This window comes from Streptomyces sp. NPDC058052, assembly GCF_042885515.1.
Taxonomy (GTDB): domain Bacteria; phylum Actinomycetota; class Actinomycetes; order Streptomycetales; family Streptomycetaceae; genus Streptomyces.
The window spans coordinates 271,301-287,562 of the sequence record NZ_JBHVRX010000003.1 but is presented as its reverse complement, the minus strand read 5'-3'; the positions used below and the strand labels follow the sequence as shown (position 1 = coordinate 287,562).

General features: G+C 74.9%; 13 protein-coding genes. 7 read left to right on the top strand and 6 right to left on the bottom strand.

Annotation, left to right across the window (positions count from 1 at the left end; all coding sequences use genetic code 11):
- Nucleotides 1–13 precede the first annotated feature (13 nt).
- The 6 genes from ACFVU3_RS06035 to ACFVU3_RS06010 all read right to left on the bottom strand — a co-directional run bounded on the left by ACFVU3_RS06035 (nucleotide 14) and on the right by ACFVU3_RS06010 (nucleotide 4,931).
- Nucleotides 14–457 carry a hypothetical protein gene (locus ACFVU3_RS06035; protein WP_390064062.1) on the bottom strand — a complete coding sequence of 148 codons (444 nt, stop codon included), beginning with the start codon at nucleotides 455–457 and terminating at the stop codon, nucleotides 14–16.
- 191 nt (nucleotides 458–648) lie between these two features.
- A complete protein-coding gene (locus tag ACFVU3_RS06030; RefSeq protein ID WP_390064061.1) occupies nucleotides 649–945 on the bottom strand; it encodes a hypothetical protein in 297 nt (98 codons plus the stop codon).
- Between the two features lie 79 nt (nucleotides 946–1,024).
- Entirely contained in the window at nucleotides 1,025–1,363 is a 339-nt protein-coding gene (locus ACFVU3_RS06025) for a hypothetical protein (RefSeq protein ID WP_390064059.1), read from the bottom strand.
- A gap of 54 nt (nucleotides 1,364–1,417) precedes the next feature.
- Nucleotides 1,418–2,956 (bottom strand): type VII secretion protein EccB, encoded by a 1,539-nt coding sequence (gene eccB, locus ACFVU3_RS06020; RefSeq protein WP_390064057.1) that lies wholly within the window; start codon nucleotides 2,954–2,956, stop codon nucleotides 1,418–1,420.
- A gap of 58 nt (nucleotides 2,957–3,014) precedes the next feature.
- Nucleotides 3,015–4,394, bottom strand: a complete 1,380-nt coding sequence (eccD, locus tag ACFVU3_RS06015; protein ID WP_390064055.1) for a type VII secretion integral membrane protein EccD — start codon at nucleotides 4,392–4,394, stop codon at nucleotides 3,015–3,017.
- Nucleotides 4,395–4,508: 114 nt separating this feature from the next.
- Nucleotides 4,509–4,931: a hypothetical protein gene (locus tag ACFVU3_RS06010; RefSeq protein WP_390064054.1), complete on the bottom strand. Its 423-nt coding sequence runs from the start codon at nucleotides 4,929–4,931 to the stop codon at nucleotides 4,509–4,511.
- A 309-nt stretch (nucleotides 4,932–5,240) separates the two neighbouring features.
- Between ACFVU3_RS06010 and eccCa the strand changes: the two genes are divergently transcribed.
- The 7 genes from eccCa (at nucleotide 5,241) to ACFVU3_RS05975 (ending at nucleotide 16,147) form a co-directional block, all read left to right on the top strand.
- Nucleotides 5,241–9,287: a type VII secretion protein EccCa gene (gene eccCa / locus ACFVU3_RS06005; RefSeq protein WP_390064052.1), complete on the top strand. Its 4,047-nt coding sequence runs from the start codon at nucleotides 5,241–5,243 to the stop codon at nucleotides 9,285–9,287.
- A complete protein-coding gene (locus ACFVU3_RS06000) occupies nucleotides 9,284–11,584 on the top strand; it encodes a hypothetical protein (protein WP_390064050.1) in 2,301 nt (766 codons plus the stop codon). The genes eccCa and ACFVU3_RS06000 overlap by 4 nt, the downstream gene beginning before the upstream one ends.
- A gap of 401 nt (nucleotides 11,585–11,985) precedes the next feature.
- Nucleotides 11,986–12,306, top strand: a complete 321-nt coding sequence (locus ACFVU3_RS05995) for a hypothetical protein (RefSeq protein ID WP_390064049.1) — start codon at nucleotides 11,986–11,988, stop codon at nucleotides 12,304–12,306.
- Nucleotides 12,307–12,469: 163 nt separating this feature from the next.
- Complete coding sequence (locus tag ACFVU3_RS05990; protein ID WP_390064047.1) at nucleotides 12,470–13,363, top strand: ABC transporter ATP-binding protein; 894 nt, start codon at nucleotides 12,470–12,472, stop codon at nucleotides 13,361–13,363.
- Nucleotides 13,364–13,426: 63 nt separating this feature from the next.
- Nucleotides 13,427–14,188: an ABC transporter permease gene (locus ACFVU3_RS05985; RefSeq protein WP_390064045.1), complete on the top strand. Its 762-nt coding sequence runs from the start codon at nucleotides 13,427–13,429 to the stop codon at nucleotides 14,186–14,188.
- 32 nt (nucleotides 14,189–14,220) lie between these two features.
- Entirely contained in the window at nucleotides 14,221–15,513 is a 1,293-nt protein-coding gene (locus tag ACFVU3_RS05980; protein WP_390064043.1) for a sensor histidine kinase, read from the top strand.
- Nucleotides 15,506–16,147 carry a response regulator gene (locus ACFVU3_RS05975; RefSeq protein ID WP_390064041.1) on the top strand — a complete coding sequence of 214 codons (642 nt, stop codon included), beginning with the start codon at nucleotides 15,506–15,508 and terminating at the stop codon, nucleotides 16,145–16,147. The genes ACFVU3_RS05980 and ACFVU3_RS05975 overlap by 8 nt, the downstream gene beginning before the upstream one ends.
- Nucleotides 16,148–16,262 lie beyond the last annotated feature (115 nt).

Sequence of the window (16,262 nt, the reverse complement as noted above, 5' to 3'; positions counted from 1 at the left end):
GTGGGGGACGGGGTCACTTCGAGGAAGTGCTTCCGGAGTTGCCGGTGTTCTGGCCGTCCCGCTGGATGTAGCCGAGGAGCTCCCACATCTCGGCCGTGTCGAGGGATTCCCCGACGGCCTCGCCGAGGACCTGCTTGACGCTGCCCAGGTTGATGTAGCCGCTGTTGGCGATGGCGTTGAGCTTGCCGAGCGCCGTGTCCAGCTCTCCGGCCACCTTGGCGAAGAGCCTCTGCACCTGTTCGGCGCTGGCCAGGGCCTTCGTGTTGCCCGGGACGAGCTTGCCGTAGTCGCCGACGAGGGTCTGGTTCTTCCACTCGGCGAGCCTCTTCAGGTACGGGTCCGAGATGAACTCGTTCATCAGGCTCTCGAACGCCTTCTGCTTGGCGAGCAGGACGTCCAGCGAGACCGTGGTGGAGCCGCCGTCGTCCTCGTTGTCGTCGGGTTCGCTGGTCGCCATGGGCCCTCTCCTGTCCTGTGCCGTCCCCGCCGTACGCGGTCCGGCACGGAGAACGGAGGGCCCCCGCCCCGGGGTTCAGTCCGGGCCCGGTCCGATGCGGGTCCGGCCCGGCTCCGTCCGGTCGGGTGCCCGGGAACGGCGGAACCCGGCGCACCCGCGAGGGGTGGGCCGGGTTCCGGGCGGGGCGGGGCTCAGCGCTGGAACAGGTAGGCGCTCTTGCGGTCGCCGTTGCGGATGATGCCGTGGGCGTCCGCCAGCAGGTCCGCGCCCTTGTCGAACTGGTGCGACAGCGTGGAGTCCAGGTTGTTCACGACCTGCTTGAACTCCTCGAACTCCTTGGCGGCCTCACCGGTGAACTCCGACTGGATGGCGGCCAGGCGCCCCACGATGGTCTGCACGGCCGCGCTCATGGCGGCCGCGACCTGCTTCATCTGGTCGTTGGCGTCCTGGAGGGCGCCGTGCTTGATGTCCATGTCCATGGGGTCCATGCGCGTTCCTTACGACAGAGGGGAGAGGAGGAAGGGGAGGGAGCGGGGAGCGGGAGGCGGAGGGGACGCTCCGCCCCGGTCACTTGCTGAGGATGTCGTAGACGTCGCCGCCCCACATGTCCATGTTGGACTCGGCCTCGCCGGCCGTGTCCGCCATGACCCTGCTGGTCATGCCGACGGCGTCCACGAGGTCCTTGTACTCGGCCATCACCGTGCGGTAGCCGCGCTGCCAGTTCTCGATCTTCGCGATGAACTTGGTGCCGGCGGCGGACTTCATGCTGTCCCCGACCTGCCGGGCGATCTCCTCGGACTGGGCGTAGGACCGCTCCATCGTCTGGAGGTGGTCCTCCAGCTCGTTGAGGGTCTGGGTGAGTACCGCTGACGAGACCTTGAGGTTGGCGTTGGGCGCGTCGGTCACCTGAACTCCTTCGTCGTAAGGGCTGGGTGGTTCCCGGCAGGGAGAACGGGCGCCTCAGGGAGCCGGGTTCACCGCCCGCCCGGCGCCGGTGGCCGTCCCCTCCGTCACCGGCACCCCCTTCACGGCCTTCCCGCCCTTCGGTCCCTCCCCGGGGCAGACCGGTGCCGGCACGCCCGCCGTCGCGTCGACGACCCCCGCCGTCGTCAGCGCCGACGGGTCGAGGGCCGGGCCCGACGGCAGCAGGGACAGCAGGGTCGCGGGCACGCCCACGCCCGCCGCTCCCGCGTAGCCGAGGGCCTTCGCGGAATCCGCCGTCGGCAGCGGGTACTTCACGCCGTTGTCCGCGACCAGATACGTCGTCCCGGCCGCCCCGGCCCCGGACAGCGCCCGTACCAGCGCGCCGCCGCCGGGCCGTACGGAGACCAGGTCCGCCGCGCCGCACGCCGCCGTCACGCCCGGCTGGGGCGTCACCGGACGACCCGCGACCACCGCCGCGTCGGCCACCGTCACCAGGGTGGACGCCCCGCCCTCGGCCGAGGGCCGCACGGTCGTGCACACGCCCTGCCCGGACCCCGGTTCCACCAGCTCCGGCGGCGCCTGCGGAAGGCCGCTGTCCGGCAGCGTCCCGGCCGGCGCCGGATGGGCGGCCAGATCGGCGGCGCCCACCGCGACCGCGACCGCCGGAGCCCCCGCGTACGCCGCCCGCTGTGTGCGCGGATCGCCGCGTAGCAGCTCGAACAGGGTGCGGTCGAGCGGCGCCAGCCCCTTCCGCGTCAGCACGTACGGCTCACCGCCCGGGCCCGTGAAGAGCTGGCCGATCCGGGTCTCCCGCCCGGCCAGGGCGGGCCCGGGCGTGCCCCGCCCCGCGATCTCCGGCAGGACCAGGTCGGGGCCCGCCGGAAGGGAGTTGAGGTAGGCCGCCGCCACCGGGAACGGGGTGGCCGTGCCGTAGCCGAGCGCCGCCCCCGCGCCCGGGCCGAGCCGCAGCCGCCGCCCCTGCCACAGCACGTGGCCGGTACCGTCCGACGCGGTCACCAGCACGGCCTGCCCGGGACCGAGCGCCCGGCCCGTGCCCGCCGCGCCGACGGCCACCGACACCACCGGGCCGGGCCGCCCCGACGCGGTGGCCGCCACCAGTCCGCACACCAGCCAGTCGCCCCGGGCCAGCGCGGACGCGGCCGGCAGCCCGTCCGGCGCGCCCACGATCCCCAGCGGGCCGCCGCGCGGCACCGTGCCCAGCGAGCCCGTGCCGACCTGCGTCACGGTCATCCGGTCCCCGGCCACGAGCCGGGCACTGGCCTGGTTGAGGACCGGCCGCAGCTCACCGCCGACGAACAGGTACCGGGCGCCCGTCTCCTTGACCACCACCAGGGTGCCCGGCTTGGCCCAGCCCGTCGCGCCGCCCGGCTTGATCGCCCCGTACAGGCCCATCACCAGGGCGATGACCACGGCGATGAACAGTCCGGTCCGCACCCCGCGGGTGGTCCGCCGGGTCGGGAGGTCCAGGGCGTCGGGCTCGCCCCGCAGCATCCCGGCCCCGAGCCTGCTCATCACGAACAGGTGGGCCTGCACCTGGTCGCGCCTGGACTGCATGTGAACTCCTGGGTGGGAAGGGGGTGTCGGGGATCGGAAGGGTCGCGGGGCGGGTGGCTCAGCCGGTGAGTCCGCGCACCCACGTGAAGACCCCGGCCTCGGTCAGCGCCAGCGGGATCAGGCTCAGCGCCAGCGCGCTGTGCAGCAGGTCGGCGGCCCGCCCCCAGTACGGCAGCAGCCGCCGCCCCGGCACCGTCCAGGCGAAGATCGCGAGCGCCGCGGCGGTGGCCGTCAGCCCCGTCAGCAGGCCCATCCGGCCCGTCGGGCCGAGTGAGAGCGCCCACCCGGTCGCGAGCAGCGCCAGCCCGTACACGCCCGGCAGGATCAGGGCCAGCCGCTGCCACCGGGAACCGACCTCGCGCACGTGCAGGACCAGCAGCAGCGACAGGACGGCCGCCAGCGTCACCGGCGCCCAGCCGGGCGCGCCCGCCATCAGCGTGAGACAGGCCGCGCACAGGGCGCCGGTCACCACGTGGAAGGCGGTCAGGTAGCCGTCGGCCACGGCGCTGCGGTCCACGACCTCCCGCGCCGGATACGGCTCGATGTCCTCCTGGAGCTCCTCCGCCCGGCGCGGCAGCGAGGGCAGCCTCAGCCCCGACAGCCGGAAGGCGAAACCGGGCAGGAACGCCCCGAACGCCACCACGAGCACCGCCAGTGCCCCGGCCGTCTCCGGCGCCGACAACCCCGCCAGAACGAGCGCCCCCGCCACGGACGCGGCGACCGAGGTGACGAGCAGCCCCAGGAACAGGGGCGCGGAGCAGGCCACGGCCGCCAGCGCCAGGACCGAGGCGCCCGCCGCCGCCGAACCGCCCGCGAGCAGCCGGGCGGCCGCCAGATCGCTCTCCCCCGCCGGCAGCAGCGCCCCGGCCAGCGCCAGATAGGGCACCGCCGCCGCTCCGAGCGCCGTGCCGGCCCCCGCGTCGCCCACCGCCCGCGCGGCGCTGCCCGCGCCGATCAGCAGCAGGATCCCGGTGCCGGCCCCCGCCACCACCCGCAGCGGGCCGAGGTCGCCGGAGAGCGCCAGGAGCACGAAACCGCCCGCCAGGGCGAGCAGCGCGACACCGAGCGCCAGGTGGTGGGTGAGGGCGGGGGTCCAGCCGTCGCCGCGCTGTCCGAGACCGGCCGCGACACCGTCCACGATGTCGTCGAAGTGCGCCTCCGGCAGTGCCTCGCGGCGCATCCGCAGGTAGAGCCGCTCACCGTCGCGCAGCCCCAGGGCCTCCGCGGTCCGCTCCTCGTCCAGGGGCTCCTCGCCGAGCCGCTGGAGCACCCAGCCGCCCGCCTCGACGGCCTTCTCGTCCAGGTCGTCCCCGGAGTAGCCGACGATGGTCGGCAACAGGTCCGCCAGGGGGACGTCGGCCGGTACGGAGAGCTCGACCACCTTCTGCGGCCCGTGGAACCTCAACCGGCACAGCCCCGCCACCGCGCTACCGCTCACTGCCCGCGTGTCCTTCCCGCTGTCCAGCCGAGGCCGGAAATCCCTCGGCGGACAGAGGAACGGACACACCGCGCCGCCGGGTTCAGCCCTCCCGCGCGAGGGGGACGGCGGGGCTCAGCCGTCCCCGCGCGCGGTGCCCCGCAGCTCCCGTACGAGCGCCTCGACGCCCTCCTCGCCGCGGCGGGCCACCAGGGCGGCGGCCAGCCCGGCCACCGACCGCCGTTCGCCCTCGCTCCAGCGGGCCGCCGACGGATGCTCGTCGACCACGAACACGCGCGCGATCAGCAGGGCCTCCGGATCCGGCGACCCCACCGGGGCCGTGGTCCCGAGCAGCCGGACGAGCACGCCCGTCACCTCGGCCGCGGTGGCCTCCGGCACGTCGAGACCGGTCACGGTCCCGTCGAGCGGATCCTCGTCCTCCGGGCCGACGTCCGGCAGCCACGCGCGGGGGAGCCCCCGTGCCTCGTACGCCCCGCCGGTCCCGAACCCGAACCCGTCCTCGGCCCCGGTCCCGGCGCCTTCACCGTCCCCGTGCACCGCGCTCCTCCCGACACCGCCCCGGCAGGCGTACGCGCACCGCCTCGCCCACCCGGGCGGCCGGCCGGACCGGCGCTCCGGGCGGCCCGGCGGGCATCCGTACGCGCGCACGCTCTCCCCCGATCCTCCGCTCCCTCCCTGCCGCAGTGGTCAACGGTCCTCCTCTCCGCCGGGGTTCATCCGGCGTCCACCCGGAGGCGCCGTACGGCCGGGATGAACCGTCCCGCACCCCCCGTCCGTTCCCGACTGACGAGGAAACCGCACGAAGTCGGCCGCCCGGCGTGCGCCAGGCGTGAGGAGCGTTGTTCGTTGAGCGTCGTGCAAGTCAACCGCCCGCCGCGGCGGCCGGGCCCCGAGATGCCCGACGGCGAGATCCAGCTCCAGGAGCCGCCCGGCCTGCCCGAGAAGCAGAGCGGTGTGGGCAGCATCATCACGATGGTGCCGATGGCGCTGTCCTCGCTCTCCATGGTCTTCATCTTCCTGCGCCCCAACGGCGGCATGATGACGTACATCGCCATGGGCACCATGGCCGTGTCCGCCATCGGCATGGTCGTCACCCAGATCATGCGCGGCAACGCCGACCGCAAGCAGGAACTCACCGGCGAACGCCGCGACTACCTGCGCTACCTCGCACAGATGCGGCGGCAGGTCCGCAAGGAGATCCTCCGCCAGCAGGAGGCCCTCGCCTGGCGCCACCCCGACCCGGCCGAACTGCCCTTCCTGGTGCGGACCTCGCGCCTGTGGGAACGCCGCTCCTCCCACCCCGACTTCAGCGACGTGCGGATCGCGCTGGGCTCCCAGCGGCTCGCCGTCCGCCTCGCCCCCCTCGCCACCAAGCCGGTCGAGGACCTCGAACCGCTCAGCGCCCACGCGCTGCGCCGCTTCATCCACGCGTACGGCTCCCTCGCCGACCAGCCCGTCGCCATCCACCTGCGCGGCTTCGCCCACGTCCTGATCCGCACCGGGGACACCGGCGCCGAAGCCGGTGCCGCCGAGCCCGGGGCGGGGACGGAATCCGAGGACGACCGGGCCCGCGCCCTGGTCCGCGCGGTCCTCGCCCAGCTGGCCACCTTCCACGCTCCCGACGAACTGCGCGTCGCCGTCGTCGCCGCCCCCGACCGGCGCGCCCACTGGGAGTGGACCAAGTGGCTCCCGCACGCCCTGCACCCCCACGAGACGGACGGCGCGGGACCGCTGCGGCTCGTCGCCGGCAGCATCGGCGAACTGGAGCAGCTCCTCGGCGAGGAGTTCGGCGCCCGGCCCCCGTACGAGCCCGACGCCACCCCCAGCCGCGACGAGCCCTACACCGTCGTCGTCCTCGACGGCGCCGTCCTCACCGGCCCGCACCGGGCCGCGCTCGGCGGCTACCGCAACGCCACCGTCGTCGACATCGGCTCCACCCTGGAGTGGACGCACGGCCGCCTCACCCTCCGGCTGCGGATCACCGGCGCCCCCGATGTCCCCGGCGCCCTGGAGATGGTCGGCGCCGACCGCAACCGCAAGGACCAGGTCACCCCGCTCGGCGTCCCCGACGCCCTGACCCCCGCCGCCGCCGTCCGGCTGGCCGCCGCCATGGCCCCGTACCGCCTCGGCGACAGCTTCGACGCGGGCGAACCCCTGGAGAGCGACTTCGACCTGGCCGGCCTGCTCGGCATCCCCGACCTGCACCGCTTCGACGTCAAGGAGCAGTGGGCGCGGCGCAACCAGTCCAACAAGCTGCGCGTCCCGCTCGGCCTCGGCCCCGACGGCACCCCCATCGACCTCGACATCAAGGAGTCCGCCCAGGGCGGCATGGGCCCGCACGGCATGCTCATCGGTGCCACCGGCTCGGGCAAGTCCGAACTGCTGCGCACCCTCGTCCTCGCCCTGGCCCTCACCCACTCCTCGGAGATCCTCAACTTCGTCCTCGTCGACTTCAAGGGCGGTGCCACCTTCCTCGGCCTGGACGGCCTGCCCCACACCTCGGCCGTCATCACCAACCTCGCCGACGAGGCCGACCTCGTCGACCGCATGCGCGACGCCCTGCACGGTGAGATGGTCCGCCGCCAGGAGGTCCTGCGCGCCGCCGGGAACTACGCCTCCCTCCTGGAGTACGAGACCGCCCGCGCCGCCGGCACCCCGCTCGACCCGCTGCCCACCCTCTTCGTCGTCGTCGACGAGTTCTCCGAACTGCTCGCCGCCCACCGTGACTTCATGGACCTCTTCGTCATGATCGGCCGCCTCGGCCGCTCCCTCGGCGTCCACCTGCTGCTCGCCTCCCAGCGCCTCGACGAGGGCCGCGTGCACCAGCTGGAGTCCCATCTGTCGTACCGGATCGGCCTGCGCACCTTCTCCGCCATGGAGTCCCGCGGCGTCCTCGGCGTCCCCGACGCCTACCAGCTGCCCTCCCAGCCCGGAAACGGCTACCTGCGCAGCGACATCTCCACCCTCAGCCGCTTCAAGGCCGCCTACGTCTCCGGCACCTACCGGCCCAAGCGGCGTCCGGACGCCCGCCGTTCGGTCATCGAGAGCCAGGTCGTCGCCCTCGGCACCGAGTACGTGGCCCCGCACGTGCTGCCCGCCGCCCCCGATCCGCAGGAGGAGACGGCCGCCGAGGAGACCGGCACCCTCCTCGACATCGCCGCCGAACGCCTGGTCGACGCGGGTCCCCCCGCCTACCAGGTGTGGCTGCCGCCGCTCGACGTGCCGCCGACCCTGGACGAACTGCTGCCCCCGATCGGCCCCGACCCCGAGCACGGCTTCACCGCCGAGGGCGAGATCCGCGGCACCCTCAAGGTCCCCGTCGGCGTCGTCGACAAACCCTTCCAGCAGGTCCGCGACCTGCTCGTGGCCGACCTGGGCGGCGCCGACGGCCACATCGGCGTCGCCGGTGCCCCGCAGTCCGGCAAGTCCACCCTCATCCGCACCCTGATGACGTCGCTCGCCCTCACCCACACCCCCGCCGAAGTGCAGTTCTACTGCCTGGACTTCGGCGGCGGCGCCCTGTCGAGCCTGCGCGGCCTGCCGCACGTCGGCGGCGTCACCGGCCGGCACGACCCCGACCGGGTCCTGCGCACCATCGCCGAGGTCAACGCGATCATCACCCGCCGCGAGAAGTACTTCGCCGAGCTCGGCGTCGACTCCGTCGCCGCCTTCCGCCGCAAGAAGGCCGCCGGTGAACTTCCCGACGACCCGCACGGCGACGTGTTCCTGGTCATCGACGGCTGGAACACCCTGCGCCAGGAGTTCATGGACCTGGTCCAGCCCCTCACCCTCATCTCCCAGCGCGGCCTCAACTACGGCGTCCACCTCTTCATCGGCACCACCCGCTGGGGCGAGGTCACCGGCGCCCTCCGCGACCAGCTCCAGACCCGCTTCGAACTGCGTCTGGGCGACCCCGTCGACTCCGTCGTCAACATGCGGGCGGCGGGCAAGGTCCCCAAGATCCCCGGCCGCGGCCTCACCGCCGACCAGATGCACTTCCTGTGCGCGCTGCCCCGCATGGACGGCATCGGCACCGCCCACGACCTCGGCGAGGGCGTCGCCGACCTGGTGGACGTCGTCGCCGACCACTGGACCGGCCCCCGCGCCCCCGAGGTCCGGATGCTCCCGCTCGTCCTCGACGCCGCCGACCTCCCCGAGCCCCACGGCTCCCTGCGGATCCCGCTCGGCCTGGAGGACACCGAGGTCCAGCCGCTGTGGCACGACTTCTCCCGCGACCCGCACCTGATCGTCGTCGGCGACAGCGAGACGGGCAAGACCAACCTCCTCAAGCACATCGCCACCCAGATCATGCGCGCCTACACCCCCGACCAGGGCCGCCTGATGCTGGTCGACTTCCGCCGCGAGATGTACGAGACGGTGCCCGAGGAGTACCGCCTCGGCTACGCCGTCTCCGTCGACCCGCTGCGCCAGATGATCACCGGCGCGGGCAAGGCCATCGCCAACCGCGTCCCGGCCGCCGACATCACCCCGGACCGGCTGCGGCGGCGCGACTGGTGGAGCGGACCCGAGCTCTTCGTCCTCGTCGACGACTACGACCTCGTCAACGGCTCCATGACCTCCCACCCCTTCGCCGCCGTCCTCGACAACCTCGCCCAGGGTGCGGAGATCGGCCTCCACATCATCGTCGCCCGCTCCGCCAACGGCGCCGGCCGCGGCCTGTCCGACCCGCTCCTGCGCAGGCTCCAGGACGTCAACACCCCCGCCGTCCTGCTCTCCTGCCCGAGCACCGAGGGCTACCTCTTCGGTGGTACGAAGCCGAAGGTGCTGCCCGCCGGACGCGCGCAGCACATCACCCGCCGCCGCACGGTGCAGCTCCAGACCCCGCTGCTCGACCCCGACGGCGGGACCCCGCAGAACGGACACCCCGGATGACCAGCCGCGTCCCCGCACCCGCTTCCGGGACGGGCACCCACCCCGTCGGCCCGCACCTGGTGATCTCCTCCGCGGAGACCGCCGCCGCCCTGGCCCCCGTCCTGGACGGACTGCCCCCGCTGCCCGGCACGCTCCTGGTGCTGGCCGCCGCCCCGGACGCGGCCCCGTTCCTCCGCCGCACCCTGCCCGATCTGGTGCTCCTCGCCCGGGAACGCGGCGCGACCCGCCTCCTCCTCGCCGCCTCGGGCCTCGCCGCCCCGGGTTCCGGCGGCGACCGCCCGGTACGCGCGGTGGCCACGGCGGCGGACTTCACGGTGATCGCCCCGGACGGTGCGGCCAGCGTCGAACCGGACGGCACGCTGCGCCTCGCGGAACCGGGCAGCTGGTGGCTGGCGGAGCCCGGGGAGGAGCCGTACGAACTGGGCCCGGGCTGGCCCCCGGAGGCGGCGGAGCCCGCGGAACCGGAGCCCGCGGAACCGGAGCCCGCCGCGGAGGACGAGGAGGTGATTCCGGCCCCTGCTCCTCCCGTCCCCGTGGTGGCGGAATCCCAGGGCGGCGCGCACCGTTTCGGCCCGACGGCGTCGGAGGAGCGGGCGGAGGACGCCCGTACGGTTCCGGGAGGAAGCTGGCTCGGAGCACTGCCCGAGGCGGTCGAGCCGCTGATCGGCGTCGCCCCGGACACCTACCTCCTGGGCGTCGGATCACCTGCCCGTCCCGCGCTGCCCGCCACCGAACTCCTGGCCCGGGTGCCGGCGGAGGCGGCGGAGGCGCGGCACCTGCTGCTGGCCGCGCCGTGGGCCGATCCGTCCGACCTCGTCGCCATGGCGGTGGCTCTCGCGGACGACCTCGACCGTACGGTGCGGGCCGCGATCGGCCTTCCCGTGCGGACGGCCGACGACCACGCCACCACGTTCCTCGACGGACGGGGCGCGCCCACCTGGCAGCCCCTCCTGCTCGAACTCGCCGCCTCGCCCGCCCGTCACCGCGTGGCGCCGTCCGCGTGGCTGCGGCCGTCCGGACCGGAGGCGAAGGCCCCGGCCCTGTACGCGTGCGCGGACCCGGAGGGCTGGGTCGCCGAACTCGTCCCGGCGGGCCTCTGGCTGCGTCCGGCGGACCGGCAGCCGGACGCGGCACCGCGCACGAGCCGCCCCGACCCGGCCCGCCCGGCCCTGATCGTGGGCGACGGCGCACACCTGTTGCCGCCCGAGCTCCTGCACGCCCTGCCCGGTGTCCTGGCCACGCTTCCCGACCTGGGGGCGACGGAACCGTACGGCCTGCTGCTCCACGGCACCGCGTCGGACGAGGACCGGGCGCGCTCCTGGGCGGAGGAACTGGACCTGCACTGGCTCGGCTCCACCTCCCTGAGCCCACCTCGGCAGGAGCGGGAGCGGGAGCAGGAGCAGGAACGGAAGCAGGAACGGGAGCGGGAACCGGAGCGGGAACGGGAACCGGAACCGGAGGCGGACCCGGCGCCGACCTCCCCGGCACAGCAACCCTCCACCCTCCCGCCCGCGCCGGGCGGCCGCAGCGGCCCGGACGACCGGGCGGCCCTCCGAGGACTCCTGGGCGAGAGGTACCACATCCTCGCCAGCAAGGCGGAGCTGCTGGCCTCCCGGCTGCCGTCCCTGCGCTCCCTCGCGCAGGACGGCCTCAAGGCGGACCTGGTGGCCATCGCCCTGTATCAGGACGACGCCCCCGACCTGGGGTCCCGCGCGGGACTGGCCGAGGCGGCGAGGGCGGGCGGGCCCGGCCCCTTCACCCCGCTGCTGCGCTGCCTGGACTCGGGCCTGCGCCGCCTGCCGGGGCACTACGGGGCCGTCATGCTCGCGGCCCCGGCGGAGGAGGTGCCGCTGGACCGGTACGCGCAGGGCGCGGTCCTCGTCGAGCCCGCGGCGGTGGCGGCCGTCCCGGCGTGCGACGCGGAACTGGAGGGCGTGGTGGAGTTCGGGATCTGGTCCACCACCGGCCGGCGCACGTCCGTGTTCCTCGGCACGGACGACGAACCGGAGGTGGTGTTCCCCCCGGGCACGGCCTTCTCCGTGCTGGACCTCCACCTGCCGGAGGAGGAGACGGCGCCGATCCGCGTCCTGCTCCGCGAGATCTCCCCCGCGGAGACCGACCGCGCGGACGAGCGCTTCCGCAGGCGCGACGAACAGGCCCGGACCCGCCTGACCGAATGGTTCGCGCGCAGGGACATGCTGGAACCCCACGACCGCCGCCCCCTCCCGGACGCCTCCCGCTTCCACGTGGTCCCCGGGGCCGCCCGGGAGCCCGGGTCCGGCACGCGCAGGACATGAGGCGCGGTGTGCGCCGATGCCCTCCGGACGGTCCGGCGAAGCTCCCGGCGGACGGGTACTCCGCCATGATCCGCCGCCTCGGCGAGCAGGTCATGGCCACCCGGGGGCCGGCGGAGCGCGGCGGGACCGCCGACGGTCCCGCCGCGCTCCGCCGGCGGCCCGGTGTCCGAAGAGTGAGACGCGTTGTTCGGCACGTGGGCTTCGTGGGAAGATCGGGGCATGCAGCGGCGGCTCATTATCAGCGCCCGCGTGCCGGCACCGAGGTGACCGGAGGCGAACCCTCCCGGTCGGCCCCACCGCCCGCACGCAGACCTCTCGTGTTCCACGAGGGGTCTTCTTGTTTCCCGGAAACCCTGACACCACGGCCCACCCGGCCCGGCAGACCTGGACAGGAACCTCCCATGGCACACGACAGCACCTCCCTCGCCGGCAGCACCCTCACCGACACGGCCAGGCCCCGCGAGGAGGGGCCGGACGCCTCCGACGCGTGCACGGTGGTCGTCGCGCTCCGGGACAGCCCCGGGGCGCTGGCCCGGATCGCCGCCACCCTCGGCAGCACGCCCGTCCTGGCCCTGGCGTACGTCGTCACCGGCCCGCGGCGGGCCCTCGCCGAGATCCGGCTGCCCCGGGCGCACGTGGTGCGCGCCCGGAACAAGCTCAGCCGCATGGTGGACACCACCTACGTCTCGGACCCCGGCCCCACCCCCACCCGCACGCTCTGAGCCCCGCCCCCACACTGAGCCGCACCCGCACCCGCACGTCCTGAGCCCGTACCGGCCCCTCCCGCCCGGCCGGAGGTCGTACCGCCATCGTCCGATCGGTTGATCGCGGATCGAGCGGGACGGCCGATACCGGCGAGGCCCCGGCGGGGACGATCGTGGGGGCATGGCGATGATCGAAGTGCGGGACCTGCACAAGGCGTACGGGGAGCGGAAGGCCGTCGACGGCGTCTCCTTCTCCGTGGACGAGGGAGAGATCTTCGGGATCCTCGGGCCCAACGGCGCCGGCAAGACCACCACCGTCGAGTGCGTGGCCGGCCTCCGGACCCCCGACTCCGGCGTGGTGCGGGTGGCGGGCCTGGACCCCGTCGCCGACCACGCCCGGGTCACCCGGCTGCTCGGGGTCCAGCTCCAGCAGAGCGAGCTCCAGGCCAAACTCACCGTCCGGGAGGCGCTGGAGCTGTACGCCTCCTTCTACGAGCGGCCCGCCGACCGGCGGGCCCTCGCCGGGCGGCTCGGGCTCGACGCCCACCTGGACGTGCGCTTCGGGAAGCTGTCCGGCGGCCAGAAGCAGCGGCTGTTCATCGCCCTCGCGCTCGTCGGCGACCCCCGCGCCGTCATCCTCGACGAACTCACCACGGGCCTCGACCCCCGGGCCCGCCGCGACACCTGGGCCCTCGTCGAGGACATCCGCGCGAACGGCGTCACCGTCCTCCTCGTCACCCACGTCATGGAGGAGGCCCAGCGCCTCTGCGACCGGATCGCGGTGATCGACCGCGGCCGGGTCACGGCCCTCGACACCCCCGCCGGGCTCATCGGCCGCACCGCCACCGCCCGGGTGATCTCCTTCGCCGCCGACAGCCCCCTGGAGACGGCCGAACTCACGGCCCTGCCCGGCGCCGCCGACGTGACCTCCCGCGACGGCCGCACCGTCGTGACCGGCACCGACGCCACCGTCGACGCCTTCGTGTCGCTGCTCGCCCGCCGCGCGGTCACCGCCCGCGGCCTGCGCATCACCGACACCACCCTCGACGACGCGTACCTCGACCTCACCTCCTGACCCACCCGCGACCCGACCCGCGATCCTCCGCCCGGCCGCCCGCCTCCCGACAGGAGCAGACCCATGGCCAGCACCACCGCACCGGCCTCACCCACCCGCGCGGTCCTCAGGACCGAGGCCCGCCTCTTCGCCCGTGAACCGGCCGCCCTGTTCTGGGTGATGGTCTCGCCGACCGTCCTCCTGGTGATCCTGGGACTCGTCCCCTCCATGCGGGAAGCCTCCCCGGACCTCGGTGGCCGCCGGCTGATCGACGTCTACGTCCCCGTCTCCGTCCTCTTCGCCCTGATCATGGCCGGCCTCCAGGCCATGCCGCCGGTCCTCGCCGGCTACCGCGAACGCGGCATCCTGCGCCGCATGTCCGCCACTCCGGTCCGCCCGGCCGCGCTCCTCACCGCCCAGCTCGTCCTGCACGCCGCCGCCGCGCTCGTCTCCGCCCTGCTGGTGATCGCCGTCGGCCGGGCCGCCTTCGGCGTCGCCCTCCCCGGCAACCTCCCGGGCTACCTTGCCGCGCTGCTGCTCGCCGTCGCCGGCGCCCTGGCCCTCGGCGCGGCCGTCTGCGCGCTCTCCCGCACCCAGAAGATCGCCACCGCGGTCGGTACGGCCGTCTTCTTCCCGACCATGTTCACCGCGGGCGTCTGGGTGCCCGTCCAGGCCATGCCGGATACGCTGCGCCGGATCGTCGAGTTCGCGCCGTACGGGGCCGCCTCGCGGGCCCTCGACGAGGCGGCGCGCGGCGGCTGGCCGAGCCTGGTCGCGGTCGGGGTGATGGCCTTCTGGGCGGTCGCGCTGACGGCGGCGGCGATCCGCCGCTTCCGCTGGGAGTGACGGGGAGACGGCAGGCGGAGGGGGCACCGGACATGGCGGCGACGGTCGAGGAACGGTGGCGGCAGTACTTCCGCTGGGGGCCGTACGCGCTCCTCGGCATCGCCACGGCGCTCGCCGGCGCCACCGCGGGCGAGCTGATGACCGGGCCCGAACGGGCCGCCGCGGGCTGCCTGACCGCCGCCGCCCTCGTCCTCCAGCTGTGGTGGCACACCCGGTGGACGGCCGTGCCGCCGCCGGCGGACGGGGAGGACGGCGACCCGGTCGCGCTCGTCCCGGGCGCCCCGGGGCGCGCCTCCACCGTCTACTTCGCCCTGCGGACGGCGTTCGCCTTCACCCTCACCTGGCTCAACCCGTTCTTCGCCGTCTTCGCGTGCGTCGGCTACTTCGACGCCGTCCAGCTCCTGCCGCCCCGCCCGTCCTACGTCCGGGCCGGACTGCTCGTCGTCGCCCTCACCCTGGCCGGCTCCCAGTCGGGCGGGCTGCCGCCGGCCTCCCCCCTCCAATGGGTCGCGTTCGGCGTGCTGTTCCTGCTCAACGCCGGTCTCGCCGTCGGCCTCGCGCACCTCGGCGCCAAGGAGGCCGAGAAGACCGCCGAGCGCGCCGCGACCATCGCGCAGCTCGCCCGCGCCAACGCCCGCCTGGAGCAGGCCCTCGCCGCGAACGCCACCCTCCACGCCCAACTCGTCCTCCAGGCCCGGGAGGCCGGTGTCGCCGACGAGCGGCGCCGGCTCGCCGCCGAGATCCACGACACCCTCGCCCAGGGGCTCACCGGCATCATCGCCCAGCTCCAGGCCGCCGACGCCGCCGACCCCGGTCAGGCCCGCGTCCACCACCAGCGGGCCGCCGACCTCGCCCGGCACAGCCTCGGCGAGGCCCGCCGCTCCGTGCAGAACCTCGGCCCGGTCGCCCTGGAGCACGACAGCCTGCCCGCGGCGCTGGAGAAGACCGTCGGCGGCTGGGCCGAACGCACCGGCATCACCGCGCGGTTCACCTCCACCGGCACCGAACACCCCCTCCACGACGAGGTCGCGGCCACCCTCCTCCGCATCGCGCAAGAGGCGCTGGCCAACGCCGAACGCCACTCCGGGGCCGGCCGGGCCGGGGTGACGCTCTCCTACATGGGCGACGAGGTCGTCCTCGACATCCGCGACGACGGACGGGGCTTCGACCCGGCCGCCCCGCCCGCGCCGGGCTCCCACGGCGGCTTCGGACTGGACGGGATGCGGGCCCGCGCCGCCCGCCTCGCCGGGGAGGTCGAGGTCGAGTCGGCGCCGGGGGAGGGCACCGCGATCTCCGTTCGCGTACCGTTGGCCCGCCATGACTGAGATCACCCTGCTCGTCGTCGACGACCACCCCGTCGTCCGGGACGGCCTGCGCGGCATGTTCGACGCCGATCCCGGATTCCGCGTCCTCGGCGAGGCGTCCGGAGGCGTCGAGGCCGTCGAACTGGCCCTCCGCCTCGACCCGGACGTCGTCCTCATGGACCTGCGCATGCCCGCGGGCGGCGGCGTCGACGCCATCGCCGCCCTCGCCCGGCACGGCGCCCGCGCCCGGATCCTCGTGCTCACCACGTACGACACGGACACCGACACCCTCCCCGCCATCGAGGCCGGGGCGACCGGCTACCTCCTCAAGGACGCGCCCCGCGACGAGCTGTTCGCCGCCGTCCGGGCCGCCGCCGAGGGCCGTACCGTCCTCTCCCCGGCCGTCGCCACCCGCCTCGTCAGCGCCGTGCGCCGGCCCGCCGGGCCCGCCGACGACACCCTCTCGGCCCGCGAGCGCGAGATCCTCGTCCTGGTCGCCCGGGGCACCTCCAACCGCGGGATCGCGGCCGAACTCTTCATCAGCGAGGCCACGGTGAAGACCCACCTCACCCACATCTACGCCAAGCTCGCGGTCAAGGACCGGGCGGCGGCCGTCGCCGCCGGCTACGACCGCGGCATCCTCGGCCGCGGCTGACCCCGTCCGCCCGGGGCCCCCGCCCCGTCCGGGAGGCGTGGCGGCGGTCACGCTCCGGCACCCGGCCGGCCGGGTATACCCGTCACGAGCCGTCGCGGGACGGCGGGGGAGGGGG